Raw genomic sequence first — 24,540 nt, forward strand, 5'->3', positions numbered from 1 at the left:
AAGGCGATCGGGGCTTGGGAAGTGAATTTCAGCGGCGGTCGCTGAGAAAGCATTTATCGTATGAAGTGGAACGATTACAGCCCAGTTTTACGCGGATCGGTACGCAGTTTTTAAGATTTCTGCTCTCGATCCTGCAATTCGGCCACCTCACGCGCCAATCCCGCGCTGGCGACTGTTCCGTGGGTTAGAGCCGATATGGCTTATCGCCGGGCTCTCCAACGCAATAGGCCGCGCAATCAAGACCGGCGCTTGAATGTATGTTTCTCCGTGGGGAATGCGCGGGAGCGCACCTCCTCTGCATAGGCGGCAGCGGCCACCCCGACCCTCTTTCCAAGTTCGTCGTATCGTTTAACGAAGCGCGGCGTGAAGTCATTGAACAGTCCGAGTATGTCGTCCGAAACCAGGATTTGACCGTCACAGGCAGCCGAAGCACCGATCCCGATCGTCGGAACAGGAATTGCCGTCGTCACCTCGCGGGCAAATGTCTCGACGGTGCCCTCGATGACCACCGCAAAGGCTCCCGAGCTGCCGACCGCGTCGGCATCACGCCGGATCTTGGCAACCTCCTCCTCGGAATGTCCAACAGATCGGTAGCCGCCTGCGGTATGAACCTGCTGAGGCATGAGCCCGATATGCCCGAGGACCGGAATACCGCGCGCTGTGAGGAAGGAAATTGTCTCGGCCATCTCCTCGCCACCTTCGAGCTTGACCGCGTCGCACCCTGTTTCCTGCAGAATGCGCACGGCATTGCGATAGGCCAGCTCCTTCGACTCCTGGTAGCTGCCGAAGGGCATGTCGACGACCACGCAGGATTTAGCGACGCCACGCATCACCGCCTTGCCATGGGCGATCATCATGTCGAGCGTCACCGACACGGTGCTCTCCATGCCGTAAAGAACCATGCCGAGCGAATCCCCAACAAGCAGGAGATCGCAGTGTTCGTCCAGGAGCCGCGCCATCGGCGTCGTGTAGGCCGTCAAACACACAATCGGCGTTCCGCCCTTCATCGCCCGTATTCGCGTTGGCGTCAGGCGTTTTGCGGAGCTGACAGCGCTCATTGTGCTTCTCCCGTTCCAGACGAACCTTTTCTCGCGATCACCCGATTATCGAGGAGCTTGGTCGTGCCAATCCGCACGAACAGTGCGACAACCACCGGGTCCTCGATTTTCACCACATGCTTCAAGGTCGAGGCGTCCCTCACAGCGACAACTTCCGGCTTTGCCAGGGGCTCACGGCCGATGAAGCCGACTAGCTTCGCTTCAAGGACCTGCGGGTCGGAGAGGCCTTGAGCCACAAGGCGCTCCGCCTCATCCAATGCGCGCGGGATGATGACCGCTGCGCGTCGTTCCTCCTCGCTGAGATAGACGTTACGAGAAGATAGAGCGAGACCATCCGCATCCCGGACCGTCGGCACCGAAACGATACGCACCGCCAGAGCCAAATCGTCTGCCATTCGTTTGATGATGACGACCTGCTGGTAATCCTTCTCGCCGAAATAGGCGTTGCTTGGCTGGACGATATTGAAAAGCTTGCTGACAACGGTGGCGACACCCGCAAAATGCCCCGGTCGAACGGCGCCTTCGAGCTCGCAGCCAAGCTCCGGCACATCAACCACAGTTTTCATCGGGTGCGGGTACATATCTTCGACAGCGGGCGCAAAGAGAATATCGACGCCACCCTTTTCCAGCATCGTTCTGTCGCGTTCCAGATCGCGCGGGTATCGGGTCAGGTCCTCCGTCGGCCCAAACTGGAGCGGATTGACGAAGATCGAAGCAACAACGATTTCGTTTTCAGCGCGGGCTCGCGCAACAAGTTCCATGTGCCCCGCGTGAAGATAACCCATCGTTGGCACGAAACCGATGTCTCCGCCATTTGTTCTCACCGCTGCAAGCGCTGCGCGCACCGCCTCAATGCTCGATAGGACCTGCATGTGCCCTCCCTGGCCGCCTTCCTGACGTTGGGGGCGGATAGAAGATGTAAGCAGGGTCGCAGGTCAATGGATTCTTTTCGATAAGACCGATTAGATGAAGAAGCTTCCATCAGGGCGTGTTCAAATATTGCGGACCGCAACCGAGGCGGCGGATTTCTCACTGGGCAACAAGGGGCGGCGGCTGAGTTGATGGTGTTTCCACGCGCGTGACTTCCGCGCATCTGGTTACCGATAGCGGCACAAAAGATCTCCACGCCCCACATCCGCCCGAACTCGTATCATGCCCGTGCATCTAAAGTTCGTACCATATCCGCGGATTGTCGCCCGACTGGATCATCAGCCAGCGAAGATCCGTATCCTTCCAGCCCTTGATCGCATTCATGCGGTTGTCGAGCACCAGATCGCCTTGATCGGTTCTGACGACCAGAACCGCGTGGCCCTTGCCGGAGGGCGTCTTGGTCACGGCGATCCGCAATGCCTTCGTCGACCAGCCCATGGCAATGAGGTGGTCGCGCTTCGTCAACGCAAAATCCTCGCAATCGCCCGCCGTGACGTTCACCTGCCAGACATCACCTTGATCGGGCCGGTCGTCGAGCGAGCGGATCGAGCGGTTGACCGAGGTGTTGACAGTGCGAAGCTGCTCGTCCGCTAAGGGGCCCAAGGAGACTTCCGAAGCATCGCCGCGAGCAGTGCACTCATCGGGATTTCGAGCGCAAAACATCACATGCGCGAAAGGTGCTGTAGTCCGGCGCTTTTCAGAAATATAGCTGAATACAGGCGCCGTCTTCAGGCCACGGGCTGCACCGGCAGGCCCGTCCGCGTGAGCAGTCTGAACCGAGAAAAGAGATGCAAGCGTCATCACGATAACCAGTTCATGCTTGCGCATCTTATACCTCCGTGTGGTGGTTGATCGAACGATGATGAGGTTCGCCCAGCGGTGATGAAGCTCTTTCAGGCGCGTCATTCGGACGGCTGGGCGCTTAGTCGCGATCCTTTATTTCCGGGATGTTTCCGGAGACGATCACCTTTCAAATGCAAACGCTGTACGTGTGTCTCACTTTGCGAACCAGACACATCCAAGTTGTGGGCATGTCCGATCCTTCAGTCACAGCGCAACTGGCGGTATGCGCATCGCAACCAGACGCATTCATCCAATGACTTGACAATTTAAAATAGTGCGGCGGACGGCCATGTCAATTGCCGTGATAAGTGCTGATTTGGAAAGACAAGCACTGGGCAACAGGAGATATCGCACCATGTGCGAGCGACGGCGCACCGAGATCCAATACCCGTCGCGGACCGGATTCTGGTCGTCCTTCAATTCGTCGCGGCATCGACGACAGAGTGTTACCACCAAGGACGCCAAGCCTCGGTTCCGTCAGGCAGGGCGGTGTCGCTCTGACGAAGAAGCCGCCGGTATTGTCGTTGCTGTCGGTATGCCCCTTTCGCCGTGGCAGCTCCAGTGGAGAGCAAGGCCGCCGGCATCGGCATTTGCGACGCACCGGAGTTTGCTTTGCAGCCCGCCACCGGCTTTTGGCAGAACGCGCTGCGTCAGCCCTTTACGGCTTGTCGCCATGAAGATGGCGCTCGAGGAAGGGGAGATTGTCCTGCCCCCAGTAGAGCTCATCCTCATAGGCAAAAGTCGGGAAACCGAAGACGCCTCTTTCGCGTGCGTGAACGCGATCGGCTGCCCATTTCTGCTGGACATCGTCATCGGCCTGCCGTCGCAGCAAGGCCGCGCCATCGAGACCGACAGCGTTGACGATCGCTTCGCGGATATCAGGCCTGCCGATATCTTTCGCCTCACTCCAGAAGGCATGCTGTAGGGCGCGCGTCACCCCGATCCAATCCTGGCCATCGAGATAGGCGGCAATGACGAAGAAGGAGGCAGGCGTCGGATCGCTGAGCTCGGGGCGATTTTCAAGGATGAGGGGCTTGCCGCGCACCCTTGCCCAGCGCTTGAGATCGCGGATCCAGTAGGCACGGCGAATTTCCGGGCGATTGCGCGAAAAAATCCCGCCGTTCTCTTCAACGACCGTCGTCAGATATGGCTTGATGGCAATGTCGTTGTTTACGGCAAGCGCGGCAAAGGCATCAAGACCGATATAGGACCAGGGCGAACTGATGGAGAAAAAGTATTCAACTGATTTCGTCACGGAGAGATTTCCTACAATTTCGGCGTTTGTCGCGCCGCTTACGACGCCGCCCGGAGGGCGGTCTTCGTGTTCCAGCCCAGCTCGGGAGCAATGTGGGTGACGAAGTCGTGTAGAATCTGGCGATATTCGTCATGCTCGAACTCGTAGGGCAATTCCAGCCTCAGCTCGCGCACATGCGGCAAAATGGGATCGGCAAGAAGGCGCTCGAGGATCTGCTCTGACGGACCAACGAGATCACGGGCAAACAGCGTGCGTCGTTCACCCTGGGGAGACAGCGTGCGCTCATATCGTCCGGCGGCATAGTCTGAGTATCGCTGGCGGGTGGCTGCATCCGCACTGTCAAAGGGCACGATGACCCGGCCGAGCGCCACGCGCCGTTCCGCTCCGCCGGAAGCCCGATAGGCTTCGAGCTGACGGGACTGGGCGACGAAAAAATCATCGGTCTCTTCGCCGGACGTGACATTGCCGATCAGCAGGTTGAAGCCGTTCCGGCCGGCCCATGAGGCCGACCGCAATGAGCCACCGCCATACCAGATGCGATCGATCAGGCCTTTAGCGTAGGGCTGCAGTCTCGGGCGCTGGGGTCCAAAGGGCGTTTTGATGAAGGTGTTCTCGTCACCGAGATAGGTCCCCTTCAGATTGTCGGCAAAGCGCAGCACGCGCGCATGCGAGAAATCATGGTTCTGCCAGTTGCCGTCGAAGGCAAGCGGACCGATGAGATCGGCATGCAGCGGACGGCCGGCGCTCAGGCCCACATTCAGCCTTCCCTTCGATAGAACATCCACGGTAGAGAGATCTTCGGCGAGCCGATAGGGACTTTCGTAACCGATCGGAATGACCGCGGTGCCGAGTTCGATACGGCTGGTGCGCTGGGTGGCGGCCGCCAGGAAGGCGGTCGCCGAGGAAATCCCGGGCTCCAGATGCCGCTGGCGGGCCCAAGCACTGTTGAAGCCCAGCTCTTCGCCGAAGCTAAGAAGCTGCAATGTCTTTTCGAGGCCGGAGAGCGGGTCGTCATCCGGGTAGTTGCCGGGTGTCAGGGAGCCGATATGGCTGATCGAAAGCGCGTTGCCGCTCATCTTGTCCTCACTCAGAATTTCGGCAGGCCGGGCGGGTTCGTCTCGGAAGCGGGCAGCGCCTCTTCTGAAAGCTGCCAGTGCGCAAGGATTTTTGCGTAGGTTCCATCCCTGATCAGACCATTGGTGGCGAGCGTCAGCGTATCGGCAATGCCGCTTCCTTTGCGGGTGGTGATCGCAACGTCGGAGCGATCGGGCCAACCGGCGCTCAGCGTTCCGACCCGTTTGAGGTTCTTGTCGCGGGCGGCGATATAGACGAGTTGGGCATGCGGCTGGACGATGACATCGGCACGGCCTGAGCGTAGCGCCAGCAGACTTGCTGCCTCGTCATCATAATATTGCAGCTCGAGCGGCTTGAGGCCGGCAGCGACATCCTCATCGCTCCATTTCAGCAGGATGCGTTCCTGATTGGTGCCGGCGCCGACGATGAAGCGCAGTCCTGCCGCATCCTTCGGCTCCTTGATCGAGGCGATCGTGCTGTCGGCCCTGACGAAAAAGCCGTGCAGACCTTTCCGGTAGGTGGAGAAATCGAACTTCTCCTTGCGCTGCTCGGTGACACCGACATTGGAAATAACAGCATCATATTTGCCCGACGTCAGGCCAAGTGGCCAGTCGATCCAGGCAACCGGGACGAGCTCAAGCTGCAGCCCGAGGCTTTCGGCAATGGCGTTCGCGTACTCGGGATCGGCTCCGACGACGGTCTTGGCATCCGTCGCATAAGTGGCAAGCGGCGGTCCGCCCGGGCTTACGGCAACCGTGAATTTGCCTGATGTGACGAACTTGAAACCCTTCGGAATGGACGCGATCGCCGCCTCGTTGCGCTGAGCGTGCACGCGGTTGGGCTGCTCGGGGCTCAGGTCGAATTCATCAGCCGCAGCCACGCCTGTATAGCAGCTTGTCAGCGAGGCAATGGCGGCAATCGATGCGATGCGCAGTCTGGAAAATATCGTCACGAGAGAACTCTCCAAAATATATGAAAACGAGGACGGACCGGCGCGACCTCCAACGCCCGTCCGTCAGACCATCCTTTACGAACCGCTCTTCGGCAGCCCCGGCGGGTTGGTCTTGGCGTCGTCGATGGCTTCGGCGTTCAGGCTCCAGTGCTTCAGCACTTCGCCGTATTTGCCGTTCTTGATAAGGTCGTTGAGGGCGACGGTGACGGCATCGGCAAGGCCGGCGCCCTTATTCGTGGTGACGGCGATTTCAGCCGTCAGCGGCCAGCCGCCGGAGACGATACCGACGAGCTTGGTGTGCCCCTTGATTGAGGAGCTGTAGGCCTGCGTCGCATTCGGATTGAACTCGACATCGGCACGGCCGGACTGCAGCGCCAGATCAGCTGCGGCACGGTCGTCATAATATTGAACTTCAATCGGCTTCAGGCCGGCGGCGACATTCTGGCGATCCCATTCCAGGATGATCTTTTCCTGATTGGTGCCGGCACCGGTGATGACTTTGAGGCCGGCGACATCCTTCGGCTCCTTGATCTCGCTGATCTTGCTGTCGGACTTCACGTAGAAGCCAAGCACGTCCTTGCGATAGGTGGAGAAATCGAACTTCTCCTTGCGCTCCTCGGTTACCGTGACGTTGGAGATGACGGCATCATATTTGCCGGAGGAGACGCCGAGCGGCCAGTCCGCCCAGGCGACGGAAACAAGGTTCAGCTCGAGGCCGAAGGAATCGGCAAGCAGTTGCGCCAGATCCGGATCGGCGCCGACCACGGTCGCAGCATCCGATGCATAGGTTGCGATCGGCGGATCCCAGGCGTTGACGGCCACGGTGAACTTGCCCGGTTCGACGAACTTGAAGTTGGGTGCGATGGCCTTGATCGCGGTCTCATCTTTTTCGGCCCGCACGCGGTTCGACGTGTCGGGGCTGAGATTGAATTTCTCGGCTGCCTGCGCCGTGCCGAGGCCGATTGCCGCCAGGGCGACGACTCCGGCAAGCAGGTAGTTGGCTCTATTTCTGAATGCCATTTCCCTTCTCCATTTCATCTTAGGGTTGTTTTTCTTTTCATGCCCTCCGGACGCCCGTCGCGGCCGGGATCTGCTGATGCCTTGCTATTTTCAGAGAACTTTGGCGAGGAATTCACGTGTGCGGGGATGTTCCGCGCCGTTGAAGATGCGGGCCGGCGAGTCGGCTTCGAGAATATGGCCGCCATCCATGAAGACGACAGTGTCGGCAACTTCACGGGCAAAGCCGATTTCGTGCGTGACGATGACAAGCGTCGTGCCCGTGCGCGCCAGTTCCTTGATCACATCAAGGACTTCACCGACCAGTTCCGGGTCGAGCGCCGATGTCGGCTCATCGAACAAAAGCACCTTCGGGCGCAGTGCTAGGGCACGGGCAATGGCGACGCGCTGCTGCTGGCCGCCGGAGAGCTGGCGCGGATAGGCATTGATCTTGTCGCTGAGGCCGACGCGGGCAAGCAGCTCCTGCGCAAGTTGCACGGCCTCTTCACGGCTCACGCCACGCACCTGGATCGGCGCTTCGATCAGGTTTTCAAGCACTGTCAGGTGCGGAAAGAGATTGAAGCTTTGGAAGACCATACCGATATCGGCACGCCGCTTGAGGATTTCCTTTTCCTTGAGCTCGTAGAGCACATCACCTTTCTGCTCATATCCGACGAGATCGCCGTCGACCGAGATGAAGCCGGCATCGACGCGCTCCAAGTGGTTGATGGCGCGCAGCAGGGTGGACTTTCCGGAGCCCGAGGGACCGAGAATGGCGGTGACGCTGCCGGCAGGCAGATTGAGGTCGATACCATCGAGCACTTTCAGAGAGCCGAAGCTCTTGGAAATGCCGTGGATGCGCACCGTCCCGCCGGTGCGAAGAACCGCTGCGTCACGGAAGCCGGAGGTACGGGTAAAGTCGCCAGAGATCGCTGCCGTAGGCAAAGGGCGGGCAAAACGCTTGAGGAAAGACTGGAAGGGCAAGGGCTTCGGGTTGCGCAATGCGCCCTTGGCAAAATAGCGCTCGATATAATGCTGGGCGATCGACAGCACCGTCATGATGACGAGGTACCAGACGGTCGCTACCATCAGCAGCGGAATGACTTCGAGGTTACGGCGATAGATAACCTGGACCGTGTAGAACAGTTCCGGCAAGGCAAGCACGTAGACCATGGAGGTCGCCTTGGCGAGACCGATGATCTCATTGAACCCGGTCGGCAGGATCGAACGCATCGCCTGCGGCAGCACGATACGGAATGCCTGACGACGGCGCGAGAGACCGAGCGCCGAAGCGGCTTCAAGTTGCCCCTGATCGACGGACAGAATGCCGCCGCGGACGATCTCGGCGAAGAAGGCCGACTGATTGAGCGTGAGACCGAGGAACGCGGCAGCAAAGGGCGTCAGCAATTGTGTCGTCGGATATTCGAAGAGGACAGTGCCAGTGAACGGCACCCCGAGCTTCACCGTCTCATAGAGATAGCCGAGATTGTTCAGCACCAGCAGCAGAACGATCACGGGGATCGATCGCAGCAGCCAGATGTAGCCCCAGGATAGGCCCGAAAGCAGCGGCGATCTCGAGACACGGGCAAGCGCCAGTGCCGTGCCGAGGATCGAACCGGAGATCGTTGCCAACAGTGTCAGGAGCAGCGTGCGCCCGAGGCCGGCGAGAACAGGCGCCGCAAAGAACCATTCGGCAAAAACATCCCAGCCCCAGCGCGGATTGGTGAAGGTCGAATAGAGGACGGCGGCAATGACGAGAGCAGCGAATATGGTGCCGGCAACCCGGCCGGGATGCCGCGCCGGGACGATCCTCAGTCGGGAATAATCCTGAAGCGTTCGGTCCCCTGCCCTGCTGCCGGTATCGATGCCGGCATAGTCACTCGTCAGTGCCATCGTATATCCCCCTTTTTATGGAGCGTTATTTGCCTGGATTCAGCGACGTGCTGCTGCCTGTAATGGCGGGCGATCGGCGTTGGCCGACAGCTGCGGTGCGAGGTGGCGGATATCCTTCTCGAAGGGCAGCGTCTTATAGATTTCCGGGTCGACCTTGGGGTCGAAGAGCGCCGTATAGCCGTAGTTGAGATAGAGGCCGACCGCCTCCGGCTGGCGAAAGCCGGTCGTCAGGTAGACCCGCGAATAGCCTTGGCGGGCGGCCTGCGCTTCCAGTTCCACGAGAACCTTGCGGGCAAGGCCCTGCCGACGTAGGTCAGAGCGTGTCCAGATGCGTTTGAACTCGGCGGTCTGCTCATCATAATATTTGAAAGCGCCGCCGCCGATCGTCTCGCCGCCGCGTACCAGCAGCACGAAATTGCCGACGGGCGGCGCGAAAGCCTCGGGCGGATAGCGGTTGAGCTCTGCCGCGGCACCCTCATCGCTGAAATAGTTCCCGTAGCGGCTGTCATATTCGTGGATAAGTTCGTCGATCAGCGGCTTGGCGCGGGGGTCGAGCGGGGAAGTGTAGAGAAACGTGTCGCTCATGTCGTTCGTCACCCGTTGTCGTCAGTGAGGAAGGTCTCGGCAAGCCGCACCCAGTAGCGGGCGGCGGGCGCAATGATCGCGTCGTTGAAATCATAGTGAGCGCTGTGAAGAGGCGCGCTGTCGCCATTGCCGACGAAGAGATAGCTGCCCGGCTTCTCCTGCAGCATGAAGGCGAAATCCTCGCTTGCCGTGCGCGGGCGGAACCCAGCCTCGATCCTTTCCGGTTCGAAAGAGGAGAGCGCGACATCGCGGGCAAAGGCCGTCTCGGCCCGATGGTTGATGAGCGCCGGAAAGCCAAGCCGGTAATCGACCTCGGCCGTTGCCCCGAAGCTCTCAGCTTGGGCTAGGGCAAGCGCCGGCACGCGTTCCTGGAGTTTGTCGCGCACCGCCTGGTTGAAGGCACGCATGGTGAGCTTTAGCTCGACGCTCTCCGGAATGACATTCGACGCTGACCCGGCATGGATGGAGCCGACGGTGACGACGGCCATATCCTGCGGATCGACATTGCGTGAGACGATGCTCTGCAACGCCGTGATGAAGGAAGCCGATGCCAGCACCGGATCGATGGCGCGATGCGGCTCGGCGCCATGACCACCCTTGCCGACGATGCGGATGACCGCCTGATCGACGGACGCCATGGCGGCATCGGCAACGAAACCGAACTTACCGGCCGGCACGGCCGGCCAATTGTGCAGCCCAAAGACCGCATCGACCGGAAACCGTTCGAACAGGCCTTCCGAGATCATCTTGCGAGCACCGGCACCGATCTCTTCGGCCGGCTGGAAGATCAGCCGAAACGTACCGCTGAAATTGCCGGCCTCGGCCAGATAGCGCGCAGCGGCAAGCAGGATCGTCGTATGGCCATCGTGGCCACAGGCATGCATGACGCCGGGATTGCTGCTTGCATAGGAAAGGCCTGTCGCCTCCTCGATCGGCAGGGCGTCCATATCGGCTCGGATGGCGATGGAGCGCTTGCCGTTTCCGCGGACCAGGGTGGCGACGATGCCGGTGCCGGCAATGCCCGTCGCCACCTCATAGCCCCAGGAGGAAAGGTGTGATGCCACGAGCTTGCTCGTGCGGCGCTCCTGAAAAGCAAGCTCCGGATATTGGTGAAGGTCGTGGCGCAGCGCGATGAATTCATCGAGATAGACGGCAATTCCCGTCTCGACCGGATCGTGGCTGCGCGAAGGTTTTGTAATGACGTTCATGGAATTGTCCGCCGCGCCTCAGGCGCTGGCAGCCTTTCCCTGTTCGACCTCACCGGCATCTGTCGCATAGCGGCTCTCGCGGAAAGGCAGCCCCAGATGATCGCGGAGCGTCTCACCCTTCAGGACGGGATCGAAGTAGCCGCGCCTTTCGAGGAGCGGCAGCACATGGCGGGAAAAATCATCGAAGCCTTCGGCGATGACGGGGAACCCAAGGATGAAACCATCGGCAGCCTCGCCGTCGATCCAGCGGATGATCTCGTTGGCGATATGATCTGCAGTACCGATGAACGCCGTGCGCGGCGTTGCCGCGTCGAGCGCGACATCCCGGAGGGTGAGCCCCTTTTCGCGCGCCGTCTTCTTGATCCGATCCGTCGTGGCACGGAAATTGTTGCGGCCGATGTCGCCGATATCAGGGAAAGGTTCGTCGAGCGGATAGGCGCTGAAATCGTGATGGTCGAAGAAGCGGCCGAGATAGAGCAGCGCCTCTTCAATGGTGACGAGATTGCGGATCGCCTGATACTTGGCCTCCGCTTCCTCTGCCGTCGCGCCGACGATCGGGCCGATACCGGGATAGACGCCGATCTCTGCGGTCCGTCGCCCTTGCGCGATCGCGCTCTGCTTGAGTTGCTTGTAGAAAGCCTGCGCTTCCTCGATCGGTCCGCCGTTGGTGAAGACCGCGTCGGCATGTTTGCCGGCGAGCCGGATACCGGAATCGGAGGCGCCCGCCTGGAAAACCACCGGCTGGCCCTGTTTCGAGCGGCCGATATTGAGCGGCCCTTCGATGCGGAAGAAGCGCCCCTTGTGGTTCAGCCGGTGCAGTTTGGTCTTGTCGGCGTAGACGCCGCTCTGACGGTCGCGCACGAAGGCATCGTCATCCCAAGAGTCCCAGAGACCCCTGATGGCGTCGATATATTCCTCAGCGATCTCGTAACGCAGCTCGTGCTCGGGATGCTCGCGCCCATAGTTGCGGCCCGAGCCTTCGAGTGGCGAGGTCACGGCATTCCAGCCGGCACGGCCGCCGCTGACGAGGTCGATGGAGGCGAACTGCCGGGCAATCGTGAAGGGATCGCTGTAGGAAGTGGAGACCGTGCCGACTAGGCCGATCTTCGAGGTCGAGGCCGCGAGCGCAGCAAGGATCGTCAGCGGCTCGAACCGGTTGAGGAAGTGCGGGATCGATTGTTCGTTGATATAGAGGCCGTCGGCAACGAAGGCGAAGGCGATGCCTGCTTCTTCGGCCTTGCGCGCCGTCTTGACGAAAAAGTCGAAATTGGTGCTGGCATCGGCCGGGCCGCTTGGATGTTTCCAGGCGTTCATATGGCCGCCCGGGCCCTGCAGCATGATACCGAAAGTGATTTTCTTCTTGGCCATGGGTTCAATCCTCCTGGGGATGGTCAGGCTGCGAGGGAAAGCCGTTCCTTGGCGAGCAACTCGATTGAGGAAAGCCGCTCGGAAGCGGCGAGTGCCGGTGTATCGAGAATGAATTCCTTGACCCCGTAGCGGCGATGCAGCTCGTCCAGTTCCTTGCGGATCTGGGCTGCGGTACCGTGCAGCACGCTCGGCACTTTTTCCTCGATGCGATACTCGGTGACACCGGCCTGCCTTGCGAATTCGGCCGCCTGTTCCTCGCTGCCGACATTCACGGTCTGGCCGTTCGGCAGGAAGACCTTGACGATGCGCAGATTGCAGACGCGCTCGCGCGCCTGCTCCTCATTGTCCGCCGCGAAGGCAGCCAGCGCGAGGATCGGCCTCTTGCCATCAGAGGCGCGTTCATAGGCTTCAAAAGTCTTGCGCAGGTTCTCCGGATCGCCGTTGAGATGACCGGCAAAAACCAGCTCCCAGCCTTTCTCTGCGGCAAGTACTGCGCTCTCGACGCTTGCGCCGAGAAGGAAGCGCTCCGGCGCATGAGGCGGAAAGGGCGTCGCCTGCACACCTTCATAGTTGGGATCAGCCGCAAGATAGGTGTTGATGTCGGAAAGCTGGACGGCGAAATCCGGCTTCCTTTCTGGATCGAAAGCCGCCTGAAGAGCCCGCGTTGACAGCGGAAAGCCGCCTGGCGCCTTGCCGACGCCGAGGTCGACGCGGCCGGGCGCAAGCGAGGCGAGAAGATTGAAGGTCTCGGCCACTTTGTAGGCGCTGTAATGTTGGAGCATCACCCCGCCCGACCCGATGCGAATTTTCGAAGTCCGCGCCAGGAGATAGGCAATCAGTGTTTCCGGCGCAGAACTCGCCAGGTTAGACATATTGTGATGCTCGGCGACCCAGAACCGATGATAGCCGAGTTCCTCGGCCCGGATCGCCAGCCGCACGCTTGCCTGCAAGGCTTCGCTAGCGCTTTTTCCCTGTTCGATCGGGCTCTTGTCGAGAAGGCTGAGAAAATAGGTCATGCGAAAACGCCTCATCCGGATCCATATTGTCTATAAAAGCAGTAGATAATATGGATTATAAGAAATCGCTTTCTCATTTCAGGGCAGCAGCAGGAAAAAGCGTTTGGGAGACGGAATGGAAAGCGAACTTCAAAACGCATCTCACCGATAGGCGGATCACGCGCCCTGAGAGCCACGACCGCGACAAGCCGAAAGGGCGAGCAGATGGCCGACCGCGCCGACGACGCGGCACAGGATGTTATGAATGCTATTCAGAGATCACACGGTGAAAATTGCCTCTCGATCGCTGATCGGCGTCGCAAAACCTTGGTATGAGGTTCGGAGTTCGTACACGAGCATGGATAGTCGGGCGGCAACAGCACCACGGGTGCGTTTTCAGGCCCTACTCGCGGGAAGAGATATCGATGCCGTTGACAGTCACATATCTATGGAGCTCGAGCGTCCGAGGCACCGCAGTCAACGCCGACCGGCTTCTGCCCGAGAAGTCGATCTTTCAGGTGTGTGAGTGCAGTCATAGTCTTGGTGGCCTCGGACGTTCCGGCGGGTCCTGACACCGCATAGATGCGTGCAGAGGCGTCAGCCGTTTCCAACTGACGCCTCTGCAGGCATATGGTTTCTCTGCCCGAGCCCGAGCATCAGACAAATCTGTCAGAATACCCCGGCCGACAATCCTTAAGCGGGCAATTGGAAGATCCAGTTGGCGATCAATACGATGGCGAGACCGCCGGCAAGCGCGAGGTATGGCAATATCCCGGCCTTTTTGACACCGAGGTCCTGGCCCACGAGCCCGAGGTCGTCCATGGCGCCGGCCGGGAATTTGCCGCCGTCGCGGACGTAGTGGCGATAGGCGAAAACCGGCAGGATAAGCGCGGCGAAGATGAAGCCGACCCAGAGCGCGTTGGCGTAGCCCCAGACCTTCGCGCCGGCGCCGAGGAAGAGCGCGTTGACGAAGGCAAGCACGGTATTGACGCCGATCAGCCAGGTGGGGGCCTTCCAGGGACGCTCGACATGACCGGAATCCATGCGATGGATCCAGCCGGAATTAAGGTTCAGGAAGTTGAAGATGATGTAACCGACATTGGAGACCGCGAGCACGAAGAAATAGCCGCCAGCATCGGACGCGATCGCCAACAGGAAAAGATTGAAGGCAAAGTCCGTCCACATCGCCCGGGTCGGGGCGCCGTGTTCGTTGACATGGTCGAGATATTTCGGCAGCCAGCCATCCTTCGAGCCCTGGTAGAGCGTGCGCGAGGAGCCTGCCATCGCCGTCATGATGGCGAGGAAAAGCGCCATGATCATCAGCACGACGAGAAGCTGGGTGACGACACGGCCGGCGCCGATCAGTCCGCCGAGTGCTTCGGCGACACCCGTCCCGTCAATGATGCCCGGCGCCAGCATGCCCGCATGACCGAGCACGCCCTGGAAGGCGAAAGGTACGAGGAAGAAGAACAAGCAGCAGGCAAGGCCGGAATAGAAGATCGCCTTGAAGGTATCCGTCTTGGGGTTCTTCAGTTCGCGCGTATAGCAGACCGCAGTCTCGAAACCGTAGGTCGACCAGGCGGCGATATAGAGACCGCCGAGGAACAGCGTCCAGCCGCCATTGCTCCAGGTACCGTCGGTGCCGGCATAGGCCGCCGTTGGCGGAACCAGCCCGGTGACGTTGGAGCTAACGATCTGGCCGCTGATGATCGGATAAAGACCGATGATGAGCAGCGGTACGAGCACGATGATCGCCAGCCATTTCTGGACGCTCGCCGTCTCGGAGATGCCGCGATGCTGGATCGCAAAGATGATCAGCATCAGGATGCCGCCGATGAAGAAGGTGGCGTTGATATTGGCGGTGGCCAGGAAGGGAATGCTGAAGCTGACGAGYGACCAGCTGCGGAYCGCCGGCGTCAGCGCGGATACGCCGTCCGCGCTCAGCAGCGCCTTGACCGCATCCTCAGGCGAAGTGCCGGCATGGGCAGCAATATATTCGGCGACGCGGGGGCTATCGGCCGTGATCGAAGCGGCATGCGCGCTGATCCAGGCGAGGACCGCCTGCGAATCCGCTGCCGGGATCGGGAAGAAGGCATTGAGAATATATCCGGCCGCAATGGCGCAGCCGAGCGAAAGCACCGGAGACCAGGCAAACCAGTTGCACCAGACGGACAGCGGCGCGATGAATTTCGAATAGCGCAGCCAGGCCGTGGCGCCATAGACCGATGCGCCACCCGACTTGTTGCCGAACATGCCGGCGATTTCGGCATAGGTGAAGGATTGCAGGAAGCCCATGATCATCGAGATGATCCAGACCACAAAGGCGAGCTTGCCGGTCGTACCTGCAATACCGCCGATGGAGAAGAGAACAAGCGGTGGCACGCCGGCTGCCACCCAAAACGCACCCTTCCAGTCAAGCGCGCGTATAAGTTTACCTTCGGTGCCGGCGGCAACGCCGGCGTCCACGATATCCGTCATCGGTGAAATTCCCCATTCTATTTGTTCGGGACGTAGCTTTGCGTACGTCTCCCTGAACGCGCCTCCCGTGGCATTGCATGGGCTGCCCGGCATTTTCTCGATCCGCGTTCCCGAGCGGATTTCCGAGTCTCGACCCTTTATGCATAGTGAAGATATTTTCTTTTTAGTCAACATCCCTTTACTTTCGGGCGGCATTTTGTCAGCATGATTTGCGTGCCGGAGAGCACATCAATCCCATGAGGACCACATGCGAGATCTCCATCCCCGGATGTCAGGGGTGCGACCGGTATCGGCAAGCATCATCCGCTATCCCGGTATCCCCGCGCTGCCCGAGGGTGTCGAGCGTTACCGCTGCAAGGGCGGTGGATCCCTTGTTGTTCGCGTCGAGGCAGGCGACCACGTCACCCTAATCGACAGCGAAGGTGGACAAGCCTGCGAGCTTTCCTTCCTCGACGAAAATGGCCGGTTTCAATCGACCGGCCTCGGCGCAGCCTTCACCGGCTCGGCCGAAGGACTAAAGGCCATTCTCTCTTCAGGTGATGAGGGCGCCGACCGGACCCGCGCGGCGCTTGAGCGACGCGGTGCCGATCTCGCCACGGCAGGTGCGATCCGCATGTTCAGCGAAGCCTCCATTCCGGGCAGCAAGGCGGAGTTTGCGATCACGATGAAGGGTCTGCTGATTGCCGCCGCACCTGCAACGGCGATGTCGCCTGACGCGCAGGACACGGCAACGCCGATCGAGATCCGCATCAGGCGCAGCAGGCTGATCCGCGACTATGCCGCCGCCCTCCCCGAGCCGATGGCCGATCCGATCGAGGACATCCGCATCAAGGCGGCGACCGCCTCGGCCTATTTCGTCCGTGCCGGAGAGTTCATCCAGATCATCGATGTCTACGGGAGGCAATGCACCGATTTCCAGGCCTTCGCCGCCCGCAAGGTCGACAAGGGTCTTGATCTTGCGCTCGATTCCACCGTCACACGCACCCTGCTCGGCCGCAGCTATCCCGCCCCCGGCCTGCCGTCCAAGGCTTTCGACCGCGATTTCGAGCCGTTGGTGGAGGTCGTCCAGGACACGGTCGGCCGCCATGACGCATTCGCGACCGCCTGCAATTCGCGCTACTACGACGACATGGGCTATCCCCGCCATGTCAATTGCACCGACAATTTCAACGCGGCGCTGGCGCCCTACGGCATAGCTGGCCGGAAGGGCTGGGAGGCGCTCAATTATTTCTACAATACGAATATCGACCACAACAACCAGCTCTATCTCGACGAGCCATGGTCGCGGCCGGGCGATTATGTGCTGATGCGGGCGCTGACCGATCTCGTCTGCGTCTCCTCCTCCTGCCCCGACGATATCGATGCGGCCAACGGCTGGGATCCGACCGATATCCACGTGCGCACCTTCTCCGGAAAAGAAAAATTCTCAAGAGCGGTAGCCTATCGCATGACCCCTGACGCCGATGCAGAACTGACGCGGGAAACCGCCTTCCACCCCCGCCTCTCGGCACTGACGCGGGATTACACCGAATATCGCGGCTACTGGCTGCCAAACCGGTTTTCCTCCGCAGGTCCGGTCGAGGAATATTGGGCCTGCCGCGAGAAGGCCGCCGTCATCGACCTGTCGCCGTTGCGCAAATTCGAAGTCACGGGCCCGGATGCCGAGGAACTGCTGCAATATTGCCTGACGCGCGATGTGCGCAAGCTGTCGACCGGGCAGGTTGTCTATTCCGCCATGTGTTACGAGCACGGCGGCATGATCGACGACGGCACGCTCTTCCGCCTCGGCGACAAGAATTTCCGCTGGATCGGCGGCGACGACTACAGCGGCATATGGCTGCGCGAACAAGCTGAGAAGAAGGGCTTCAAGGCCTGGGTACGCTCTTCGACAGACCAGATGCACAATATCGCCCTGCAGGGACCAAAGAGCAGGGACATCCTCAAGGAGATCATCTGGACGGCGCCACGCCAGCCTGAGATCGGCGAGCTCGAATGGTTCCGTTTCACAGTCGGCCGTATAGGTGGCTTTGAAGGCACTCCGGTCGTCGTCTCGCGTACCGGCTATACCGGCGAACTCGGCTACGAGATCTTCTGTCATCCGAAGGATGCGCTGACCGTCTTCGATGCCGTCTGGAAGGCCGGCGAACCCTATGGGCTGAAGCCGATGGGACTGGAAGCGCTCGACATGGTCCGCATCGAGGCAGGCCTCGTCTTCGCCCATCACGAATTCGACGACCAGACCGACCCCTTCGAGGCCGGCATCGGCTTCACCGTGCCGCTAAAATCCAAGCAGGACGATTTCATCGGCCGCGAGGCGCTCCTGCGCCGCAAGGAGCATCCGCGCCACGTGATGGTCGGTCTAGACATACAGGCGAACGACGCGGTCGGCCACGGCGATTGCGTCCATGTTGGCCGCGCCCAGGTCGGCGTTATCACCAGTGCCACGCGCTCTCCGATCCTCGGCAAGACGATTGCGCTCGCCCGCGTCAACGTCACCCGTGCCGCCGTCGGCACTGAGGTTGAGATCGGCAAGCTCGACGGCCAGCAGAAGCGCTTGCCGGCGATCGTGGTGCCGCTGTCGCACTACGATCCGCAGAAGACCCGGCCGCGTTCGTAAAAACCACTATTCCGCCCTGCGCTGGGCACTGGTGATTGCCCTTGCGGCCTCTTCGGAGGAATTGGCGAGCTGACGCATCTCAGCGGCGAGCACGGCGAAGCCGGAACCCGCCGTCCCCGCCCTTGCCGCCTCGATGCCGGCATTGACGGCGAGCAGCTTCAGGTAGCGCAGCGATTGCAGGATCTCGTTAGTCTTCGAGGCGGTGATGCGCATGCCGGCGGTCTGCTCGTCGATGCGCCGGTAGAGTGACTCGATGTTGATAATGCTGCCCTCGAGATAGAGCAGCTCGCCGTTTTCGTCCCAGATGCCCCCACCCGTTTCCGTCACCCAGACATAATATCCGTCACGGTGGCGGATACGATATTCCATCGTCCAGTCGGTGCGGCTTTCCAGCGCGATGCCGACGACCTCATCCATCAGCGGCACGTCCTCTTCACACATGATCGAGGTGAAGGTGCGTGTGCTGTTGCCGATAATCTCCTCTGCCGGATAGCCGAAGATGCGTTCGATGCCATCGGTCATCTCCAGCATCGTGTAATTTTCATCCGCACGGCAACGATAGAGAAAACCGCTCATGCGGCCGAGAACACTGCTCTGAAAATCCATGAAGACCACGCCTTGAGAAAATGAGTTGCAGATCGGGTTTGCTTCGTCTCATTTCAAACACGCCGGAAAGGGTCGCGACGGACGACCCTTTCTCGGTTACGCGGGAGCCTGGGAAAGATCAGTTGCGCAGATATTCCTCCATGGAATCGTCGAGCGCCTTGACCCAGGGCGTGTGGTGCGTCGGCGACATGTTGCCGGTCATCAGCGAACGATAGGCGTGATCGCGGAAGCCCATGATGTTTTCCGCCTTGTGGTGCTCCCACTCCATGAAGGTCTTGTTGGTCCCCTCAATGTCGAAGCTCGGATAGTCGGTTTCGGCGAGCAGTTCCTTCACGTAGTCACCCTGGTACCAGATCATCTGCTCGGCATCCTCGAGCGTCTCCTCGCGGGCCCGCCACATGTCGAAATTCGCCTTCAGTTCCTCTTCCGGCGGCAGGGTGATGCGACCCATCATCACGTCGCGCGCCCACCATGCCTGCACGTCGAACATGTTGAAGGTGTAGAACTGGTCCTGCATGCCGATATAGAAAAGCTGCGGGTTCCTGTCGAAGATCACACCCTTGTAGAGATGGTCCGCCCAGAGGCGGTTGGCAGTCTTGAGCCTCAACTCGTCGGGCAGGAAGGGGAAGTGATGCTGGTATCCCGTGCACAGGATCAGCGCATCAACTTCCTTCGTTGAACCGTCGAGGAAATGGGCGGTGCGGTTTTCGAGCCTGGTGAGCAGCGGCCGTTCTTCGAAATTATCCGGCCAGTTGAACCCCATAGGCTTCGACCGATAGCTCGTGGTGACCGACTTGGCGCCGTATTTCCAGCATTGCGAGCCGATATCCTCGGCCGAGTAGCTGCGGCCGACGATGAGGATATCCTTGCCCTTGAATTCTAGCGCATCGCGGAAGTCGTGGGCATGCAGGACGCGGCCATTGAAGGTTTTCACGCCCTCGAAATAAGGCACGTTCGGTGTCGAGAAGTGGCCGCTCGCCACCACGACATAGTCGAATTCCTCGTCGTACATCTGATCCTCGACGCGGTTATGCGCCGTCACCGTGAATTTCTTCGTGACATCATCGAAGCGGACCATGCGCACCGGCGTGCTGAAACGTACCCAGTGGCGGACATTCGCCTTCTCGACGCGGCCCTTGATATAGTCCCACAGCACGGCGCGCGGCGGATAGGAGGCGATCGGCTTGCCGAAATGCTCCTCGAAGGAATAATCGGCGAATTCGAGGCATTCCTTCGGGCCGTTCGACCAGAGGTAACGATACATACTGCCGTGGACCGGCTCGCCATATTCGTCGAGGCCGGTGCGCCAGGTATAGTTCCAGAGCCCGCCCCAGTCGGACTGCTTTTCGAAGCAGACGATCTCCGGGATCTCCGCACCCTTCTGTGCGGCCGACTGGAAGGCCCGCAACTGGGCAAGCCCGGAAGGACCGGCGCCGATGACGGCAACTCTTGTCATGAAGCATTCCCCTCTTGATTATATGTCATTGCTTAGTTTGCGCGTCTGAGAAGACGCACGGCGCTGGTGCGCATCGCTGCGCCTCAGTCCGGATAAATGCCGGGGCTGGTCGGCGCCCCATCGTCGTATTTGGAAAGCCAGTCGATCGTGGTCTCGCGGAAGCGGGTGAGGCCCTTGTAGTCGATGAGCTCTGGCGGCAGCGTCTTCAGCACGCGCGGGAAGCGCCGCGCCCATTTCGGCACGGTGACGAGTTCTTCCATGTTCATCAAATAGCAGCGGATGACGAAGAGGATGGCGTTCGAGCGCGGCAGACGCCAGAGGCTTTGCAGCTCGACGCGCAGATGCACCTTCTCGCCGACATTGTCAGGCGTCACCGTCGTGCGGTCGGGACCCCATTTGTGATAATTCTCAGGACTGGTGTCGAGCCGCGGATTGATCGTCATCGTCCAGTTGAAGCGCCGGGTCGGCTTGCCCTGCTGCAGGTTCAGCAGGAATTTCAAAGCCCGGTCAAAGACGCCGATCTGGTGGGCGAGCGGCACCGGTCCATGCCATTCCATGAAGTTCATGCCGAGGTCGAAATCGAGCGACCAGTCGGCCTGCGTCGTCACCATACCGGCATCCATCCAGAGATTGCCGTCGCGCTGGTCGACGATGCAGAAATCGCCCTGGGCCTGGCGGGTGACATATTCGAACGGCTCATAGGGCAGCGTCGAAGCATCGCCGAAGGTGAAGCTGTCGTCGATGCCGAGCGGACGATTGATCCAGCGCCACTGGTCCCCGTTGCGGATGAGCGTGAAGTGGTCGGGATAACCCGCCGCCTGCTCTTCCATCAGCAGTTCGAGCGTGTCCCACTGCGCGCTCATCATGTGCGGCAGAGCCTGATAGCGCAGCGGGTCTTCCTTCAACACCAGCGCGCGATCGCGCATCTCGGCGACATAGTGCTCGTCGACGTCGATCAGGTTTTCGTAAACGGTGTCCGCCCGGCCGCGCACATGCGGCTCCATGTTGACGGAATACATGTATTCGTCGCGGTCGAAGGGAAACGGGAAGCGACAGATGTTCCCGGGGCTGTTCCGATAGCTGAAATCGTCCCGGAACGTTTCCTGCTTGAAGGCGATTGCCATGTCCGGTCTCCTTTTTACCGTCAAAGATCGAGATGCAGCGTGTTTCCCTCGAAGCGGGAAACACAAATCATCACCTTGCGGCCGGATGCTTTTTCTTCGCTCGTCAGATAGACGTCATTGTGCAGCAGCTTGCCGTCGCAGGTGACGACCCCGGTCTCGCATTGACCGCAGGCCCCGCCGCGACAGAGGAAGGGCGCGTCGACACCCGCCGCCTCGATCGCCTCCAGCATGCTTTCGTGATGGCCGACCTTCACGGTCTTGCCAGATCGCAGCAGCTCGATCGCGAAGGGCTTACCGGGCAGCGACGACAGGAACCGTTCCGAATGCAGGTTCTGTTCCGGCCAGCCGGCATTCAGCCCCGTCTTCAGCACGCCGTCGATCATGCCTGTAGGGCCGCAGACATAAAGATGCGTGCCGAGCGGCTGGCTGTCGAGCAGCCGTGTCAGAGGAATGGCGCCGCCTTCGGAGTCGCAATAGATCTTGATGCGATGCGGACCGTAGCGCTCCAGCAGTTCCCGCCAGTAGGCGCCGCGGTCCCGCGTGCGGATGGCGTAATGCAGTTCGAAATTGGCGCTTTCGCGGGAAAACTGCTCCATCATCGCAATGAAGGGCGTAATGCCGATGCCGCCGGCAATCAGAAGATGCTTGCGCCCGCGCCAATCCGGTTGGAACAGGTTGACGGGATAGCTGACCTTCAGCTCGTCGCCTTCGCTGACCTTCTCATGCATGAAGGTGGAGCCGCCGCGCGAATCCTCGACGTGCAGCACGCTGATCTCATAGGCGGCGCAATCATGCGGCGGCGACATCAGCGAATAGGCGTTTCGGCGCATATGGCCGCCATCGTTCATCGAGACGATGACATGGGCGCCGCCGGAGAAATAAGGCATCGGCTTGCCGTCCAGCCGCTCGAAGCGGAAGCGCTTGACGCGCTCGGCGATCGGGGTGATCCGCACCACGCGGACGGGAATTTCTGTACCACCGCTCAAAGGAACAACTCCTCCGGATTGGGCGCGCTGCCGGGCTCTTCCGCATCGATATTGACGCCCTGGAAGGCGGCGAGCCGGCGCGAATAATGGTCACGCACGAGAAGCGTCAGCCCGCAATGGCTGCAGGAAAAGGGGCTGACGGTGACGTCGTCGGTGATGCCTTTGCAATGGACACATTGCACGCGCCTAGCCAGCGAGCCGCGATGCTCGGTGATGATGGAGGCATGGTCCATGCCGTATTCGAGCGCCACCAGCATCGCCTGGCCGATGAAGCCTTCCGTCCCCGAAATATAAAGCCGCGTGCCCATATGGGCGGTGGCGAGCGAACCCTTCAACCGAAAGAGCAGCGTCCCGATCGTCGGGGCCGTGAAGAACATGTCGGCGCCGAGATGGCGCAGCGCCTCGTCCAGGCCGGACCATTGGGAGCCGCGGGCGACATAGAGGATCTCGCTGCGGGAAAGGGCTGCCTCGTCAAGCACCGGCTGCTGGTCGAGGAGAGCCTTGGCGCCCTCCCCTTCGAGCGCGAAAATGTGCCGCCGGGCGTGCGGCTGGATGGTCAGGCCCTTGTAGACTGGTCGGCTCTTGATGCCTGCAACGAGCATTCGCGTGCTCCTTAACCTACGGCAGTCCTCTTCTTCTTCTCCGGATCGTCGAAGGGGAGCGTATGGGCGGTGGCGCTCGTCTTGACGGTCTTGCCGCGTACTTCGAGTTTCGCCCCGTGCACCGCCTTGTCAACATCGAGACGGGCAATCGCCATGGATTTCTTCGTCAGCGACGAATAGCTCGGGCAGGTGATGACGCCGACTTTCTTGCCGTCGGCAAAGACCTCGTCGCCGAGATCGGCCGGAGCGTCCGCGTCGATCAGCATGCCGAAGATCTTGAAGCGTTCCTTGCCCTTTAGCCGCGCATGTTCTTCGGCGCCACGGAAGCCGGTCTTGCCGGGGCTGACCGTGAAATCGAGGCCGAGTTCCCACAGGCTGTCGCCGGGCGGCTGGTCGGCAAAGGGATACATCTGCGAATTGTCGTAGGGATAGAACAGCAGGTAGCTCTCGACGCGCAGCATGTCGAGCACAGAGAAGCAGCAGGGAATGATGCCCATATCGGCGCCTTCTGCGACGATACGATCCCAGACCATGACGGCGTCCTGGCCGCGCACGAAGATTTCGTAGCCGCGCTCGCCGGTATAGCCGGTGCGCGAGATCATGACCGCCGCGCCGAACAGCGTCGTCTGCATGTGATGGAAATATTTGAGGTCGCGGATGCCGGGCACATATTTGGCGAGGTAATCGACCGCGATCGGGCCCTGCAGCGACAGGTCATGCAGGTCGTCGTCGAAGAGCACGGCGCAGTTTCGGCCGGCCGCCTGCTTGACGAGTTCCTCGTGGCCGGAACCTGAGCCGTGTACCAGCATCCAGGAATTCGGGCCGGTGCGGTAGACGATGCAATCGTCGGTGAAGTGGCCGCGGTCGTTCAGCATGGTCGCGTAGACCGAGCGGCCGGGATAGATCTTCGTCATGTCGCGGGTGGTGATATAGTCGAGCACGGCGATCGCATGCGGGCCGACAAGATGCACCTTCTTCAGGCCCGAGACATCCATGATGCCGGCCTTGGTGCGGACCGCGACATGCTCGTCTGACATGTTCTTGTCGTAGGTCCAGGCGGTTCCCATTCCGCTCCAGTCCTCGAGCTTCGATCCCAGAGCGCGATGCCGATCCGCCAAGGCGGAGAAACGCCAAGATAATGCCATTTCCGTTCCCTCTTATTTCCTCTACGGAATATTTATTTCCTGACTATATTCGTCTTTCACGCTGTGGCAAGCCGATCCCGGTGATTTTTGTCGGCTGTCCCAATGGCACTTTCCTTAGAATATCGGCGGCGTCAGCCCTGCCGAGCGATGGGCGGCAATCACCGTATTGGCCATCAGCATGGCGATCGTCATCGGGCCGACGCCACCCGGCACCGGGGTGATGACGGCGGCGACCGGAGAAACCTCCGCAAAGGCGACATCGCCGACGAGGCGGGTCTTGCCCTCGCCGCGCTCGGGTGCGGCGATGCGGTTGATGCCGACGTCGATGACGGTGGCACCGGGCTTGACCCAATCGGCCCTGACCATTTC

20 protein-coding genes and 1 pseudogene are annotated in these 24,540 nt (G+C 60.5%); 1 reads left to right on the forward strand and 20 read right to left on the reverse strand.

Annotation, left to right across the window (positions count from 1 at the left end; translation table 11 throughout):
• Positions 1-236 precede the first annotated feature (236 nt).
• The 13 genes from panB to AC1DTN_RS34520 all read right to left on the reverse strand — a co-directional run bounded on the left by panB (position 237) and on the right by AC1DTN_RS34520 (position 15,635).
• Entirely contained in the window at positions 237-1,058 is an 822-nt protein-coding gene (gene panB / locus AC1DTN_RS34460) for a 3-methyl-2-oxobutanoate hydroxymethyltransferase (RefSeq protein WP_439018197.1), read from the reverse strand.
• Positions 1,055-1,930: a pantoate--beta-alanine ligase gene (gene panC / locus AC1DTN_RS34465; protein WP_439018198.1), complete on the reverse strand. Its 876-nt coding sequence runs from the start codon at positions 1,928-1,930 to the stop codon at positions 1,055-1,057. Before panC ends, panB begins: the two co-directional genes overlap by 4 nt.
• 292 nt (positions 1,931-2,222) lie before the next feature.
• A complete protein-coding gene (locus AC1DTN_RS34470; RefSeq protein WP_477924584.1) occupies positions 2,223-2,816 on the reverse strand; it encodes a transglutaminase-like cysteine peptidase in 594 nt (197 codons plus the stop codon).
• Positions 2,817-3,489: 673 nt separating this feature from the next.
• Positions 3,490-4,086, reverse strand: coding sequence for a 2-hydroxychromene-2-carboxylate isomerase (locus AC1DTN_RS34475; protein WP_439018199.1), 597 nt, complete (start codon positions 4,084-4,086; stop codon positions 3,490-3,492).
• A 38-nt stretch (positions 4,087-4,124) separates the two neighbouring features.
• Complete coding sequence (locus AC1DTN_RS34480; RefSeq protein ID WP_477924586.1) at positions 4,125-5,162, reverse strand: LLM class flavin-dependent oxidoreductase; 1,038 nt, start codon at positions 5,160-5,162, stop codon at positions 4,125-4,127.
• An 11-nt stretch (positions 5,163-5,173) separates the two neighbouring features.
• Positions 5,174-6,112, reverse strand: a complete 939-nt coding sequence (locus AC1DTN_RS34485; protein WP_439018201.1) for an ABC transporter substrate-binding protein — start codon at positions 6,110-6,112, stop codon at positions 5,174-5,176.
• A gap of 75 nt (positions 6,113-6,187) precedes the next feature.
• Positions 6,188-7,132, reverse strand: coding sequence for an ABC transporter substrate-binding protein (locus tag AC1DTN_RS34490; protein WP_439018202.1), 945 nt, complete (start codon positions 7,130-7,132; stop codon positions 6,188-6,190).
• A gap of 90 nt (positions 7,133-7,222) precedes the next feature.
• Complete coding sequence (locus AC1DTN_RS34495) at positions 7,223-9,001, reverse strand: amino acid ABC transporter permease/ATP-binding protein (protein ID WP_439018203.1); 1,779 nt, start codon at positions 8,999-9,001, stop codon at positions 7,223-7,225.
• A gap of 39 nt (positions 9,002-9,040) precedes the next feature.
• Positions 9,041-9,598, reverse strand: coding sequence for a GNAT family N-acetyltransferase (locus AC1DTN_RS34500; protein ID WP_442207343.1), 558 nt, complete (start codon positions 9,596-9,598; stop codon positions 9,041-9,043).
• Positions 9,595-10,794 (reverse strand): M20 aminoacylase family protein, encoded by a 1,200-nt coding sequence (locus AC1DTN_RS34505; protein ID WP_442207342.1) that lies wholly within the window; start codon positions 10,792-10,794, stop codon positions 9,595-9,597. The genes AC1DTN_RS34500 and AC1DTN_RS34505 overlap by 4 nt, the downstream gene beginning before the upstream one ends.
• A gap of 18 nt (positions 10,795-10,812) precedes the next feature.
• Positions 10,813-12,162, reverse strand: a complete 1,350-nt coding sequence (locus AC1DTN_RS34510; RefSeq protein WP_439018206.1) for an LLM class flavin-dependent oxidoreductase — start codon at positions 12,160-12,162, stop codon at positions 10,813-10,815.
• A 23-nt stretch (positions 12,163-12,185) separates the two neighbouring features.
• Positions 12,186-13,178, reverse strand: a complete 993-nt coding sequence (locus AC1DTN_RS34515) for an LLM class flavin-dependent oxidoreductase (protein ID WP_442207341.1) — start codon at positions 13,176-13,178, stop codon at positions 12,186-12,188.
• Between the two features lie 672 nt (positions 13,179-13,850).
• Entirely contained in the window at positions 13,851-15,635 is a 1,785-nt protein-coding gene (locus tag AC1DTN_RS34520; protein WP_477924591.1) for an APC family permease, read from the reverse strand.
• 247 nt (positions 15,636-15,882) lie between these two features.
• On the opposite strand from AC1DTN_RS34520, the gene AC1DTN_RS34525 reads away from it, so the two are divergent.
• Complete coding sequence (locus AC1DTN_RS34525; protein ID WP_477924592.1) at positions 15,883-18,252, forward strand: DUF1989 domain-containing protein; 2,370 nt, start codon at positions 15,883-15,885, stop codon at positions 18,250-18,252.
• A gap of 6 nt (positions 18,253-18,258) precedes the next feature.
• Here AC1DTN_RS34525 and AC1DTN_RS34530 read toward each other — a convergent pair whose 3' ends face one another.
• From AC1DTN_RS34530 to AC1DTN_RS34560, 7 genes and pseudogenes are all read right to left on the reverse strand, one after another.
• Complete coding sequence (locus tag AC1DTN_RS34530) at positions 18,259-18,858, reverse strand: PAS domain-containing protein (RefSeq protein ID WP_439018210.1); 600 nt, start codon at positions 18,856-18,858, stop codon at positions 18,259-18,261.
• Positions 18,859-18,976: 118 nt separating this feature from the next.
• Positions 18,977-20,314, reverse strand: a complete 1,338-nt coding sequence (locus tag AC1DTN_RS34535; protein WP_477924593.1) for an NAD(P)-binding domain-containing protein — start codon at positions 20,312-20,314, stop codon at positions 18,977-18,979.
• An 83-nt stretch (positions 20,315-20,397) separates the two neighbouring features.
• Positions 20,398-21,438, reverse strand: coding sequence for a heme-dependent oxidative N-demethylase family protein (locus tag AC1DTN_RS34540; protein WP_477924595.1), 1,041 nt, complete (start codon positions 21,436-21,438; stop codon positions 20,398-20,400).
• Positions 21,439-21,458: 20 nt separating this feature from the next.
• On the reverse strand, positions 21,459-22,424 hold the full coding sequence (locus tag AC1DTN_RS34545) for a PDR/VanB family oxidoreductase (protein WP_439018212.1): 966 nt from the start codon (positions 22,422-22,424) through the stop codon (positions 21,459-21,461).
• The gene (locus tag AC1DTN_RS34550) at positions 22,421-23,026 is read right to left on the reverse strand and encodes a dimethylamine monooxygenase subunit DmmA family protein (protein WP_477924596.1); all 606 of its coding nucleotides are present in this window, start codon (positions 23,024-23,026) and stop codon (positions 22,421-22,423) included. Before AC1DTN_RS34550 ends, AC1DTN_RS34545 begins: the two co-directional genes overlap by 4 nt.
• Positions 23,027-23,037: 11 nt before the next feature.
• Positions 23,038-24,171 carry an aminomethyl transferase family protein gene (locus AC1DTN_RS34555; protein WP_477924597.1) on the reverse strand — a complete coding sequence of 378 codons (1,134 nt, stop codon included), beginning with the start codon at positions 24,169-24,171 and terminating at the stop codon, positions 23,038-23,040.
• A gap of 114 nt (positions 24,172-24,285) precedes the next feature.
• Positions 24,286-24,540: pseudogene (locus tag AC1DTN_RS34560) on the reverse strand (bifunctional methylenetetrahydrofolate dehydrogenase/methenyltetrahydrofolate cyclohydrolase); the annotation flags it as partial.

The organism is Rhizobium sp. 01T444 (assembly GCF_056398305.1).

Bases quoted from the DNA above. Each gene is read 5' to 3' on its own strand.
- panB (WP_439018197.1), bottom strand. From the start codon at position 1,058: ATGAGCGCTGTCAGCTCCGCAAAACGCCTGACGCCAACGCGAATACGG.
- panC (WP_439018198.1), bottom strand. From the start codon at position 1,930: ATGCAGGTCCTATCGAGCATTGAGGCGGTGCGCGCAGCGCTTGCAGCG.
- AC1DTN_RS34470 (WP_477924584.1), bottom strand. From the start codon at position 2,816: ATGCGCAAGCATGAACTGGTTATCGTGATGACGCTTGCATCTCTTTTC.
- AC1DTN_RS34480 (WP_477924586.1), bottom strand. From the start codon at position 5,162: ATGAGCGGCAACGCGCTTTCGATCAGCCATATCGGCTCCCTGACACCC.
- AC1DTN_RS34490 (WP_439018202.1), bottom strand. From the start codon at position 7,132: ATGGCATTCAGAAATAGAGCCAACTACCTGCTTGCCGGAGTCGTCGCC.
- AC1DTN_RS34495 (WP_439018203.1), bottom strand. From the start codon at position 9,001: ATGGCACTGACGAGTGACTATGCCGGCATCGATACCGGCAGCAGGGCA.
- AC1DTN_RS34505 (WP_442207342.1), bottom strand. From the start codon at position 10,794: ATGAACGTCATTACAAAACCTTCGCGCAGCCACGATCCGGTCGAGACG.
- AC1DTN_RS34510 (WP_439018206.1), bottom strand. From the start codon at position 12,162: ATGGCCAAGAAGAAAATCACTTTCGGTATCATGCTGCAGGGCCCGGGC.
- AC1DTN_RS34515 (WP_442207341.1), bottom strand. From the start codon at position 13,178: ATGACCTATTTTCTCAGCCTTCTCGACAAGAGCCCGATCGAACAGGGA.
- AC1DTN_RS34525 (WP_477924592.1), top strand. From the start codon at position 15,883: ATGCGAGATCTCCATCCCCGGATGTCAGGGGTGCGACCGGTATCGGCA.
- AC1DTN_RS34530 (WP_439018210.1), bottom strand. From the start codon at position 18,858: ATGGATTTTCAGAGCAGTGTTCTCGGCCGCATGAGCGGTTTTCTCTAT.
- AC1DTN_RS34535 (WP_477924593.1), bottom strand. From the start codon at position 20,314: ATGACAAGAGTTGCCGTCATCGGCGCCGGTCCTTCCGGGCTTGCCCAG.
- AC1DTN_RS34540 (WP_477924595.1), bottom strand. From the start codon at position 21,438: ATGGCAATCGCCTTCAAGCAGGAAACGTTCCGGGACGATTTCAGCTAT.
- AC1DTN_RS34550 (WP_477924596.1), bottom strand. From the start codon at position 23,026: ATGCTCGTTGCAGGCATCAAGAGCCGACCAGTCTACAAGGGCCTGACC.
- AC1DTN_RS34555 (WP_477924597.1), bottom strand. From the start codon at position 24,171: ATGGCATTATCTTGGCGTTTCTCCGCCTTGGCGGATCGGCATCGCGCT.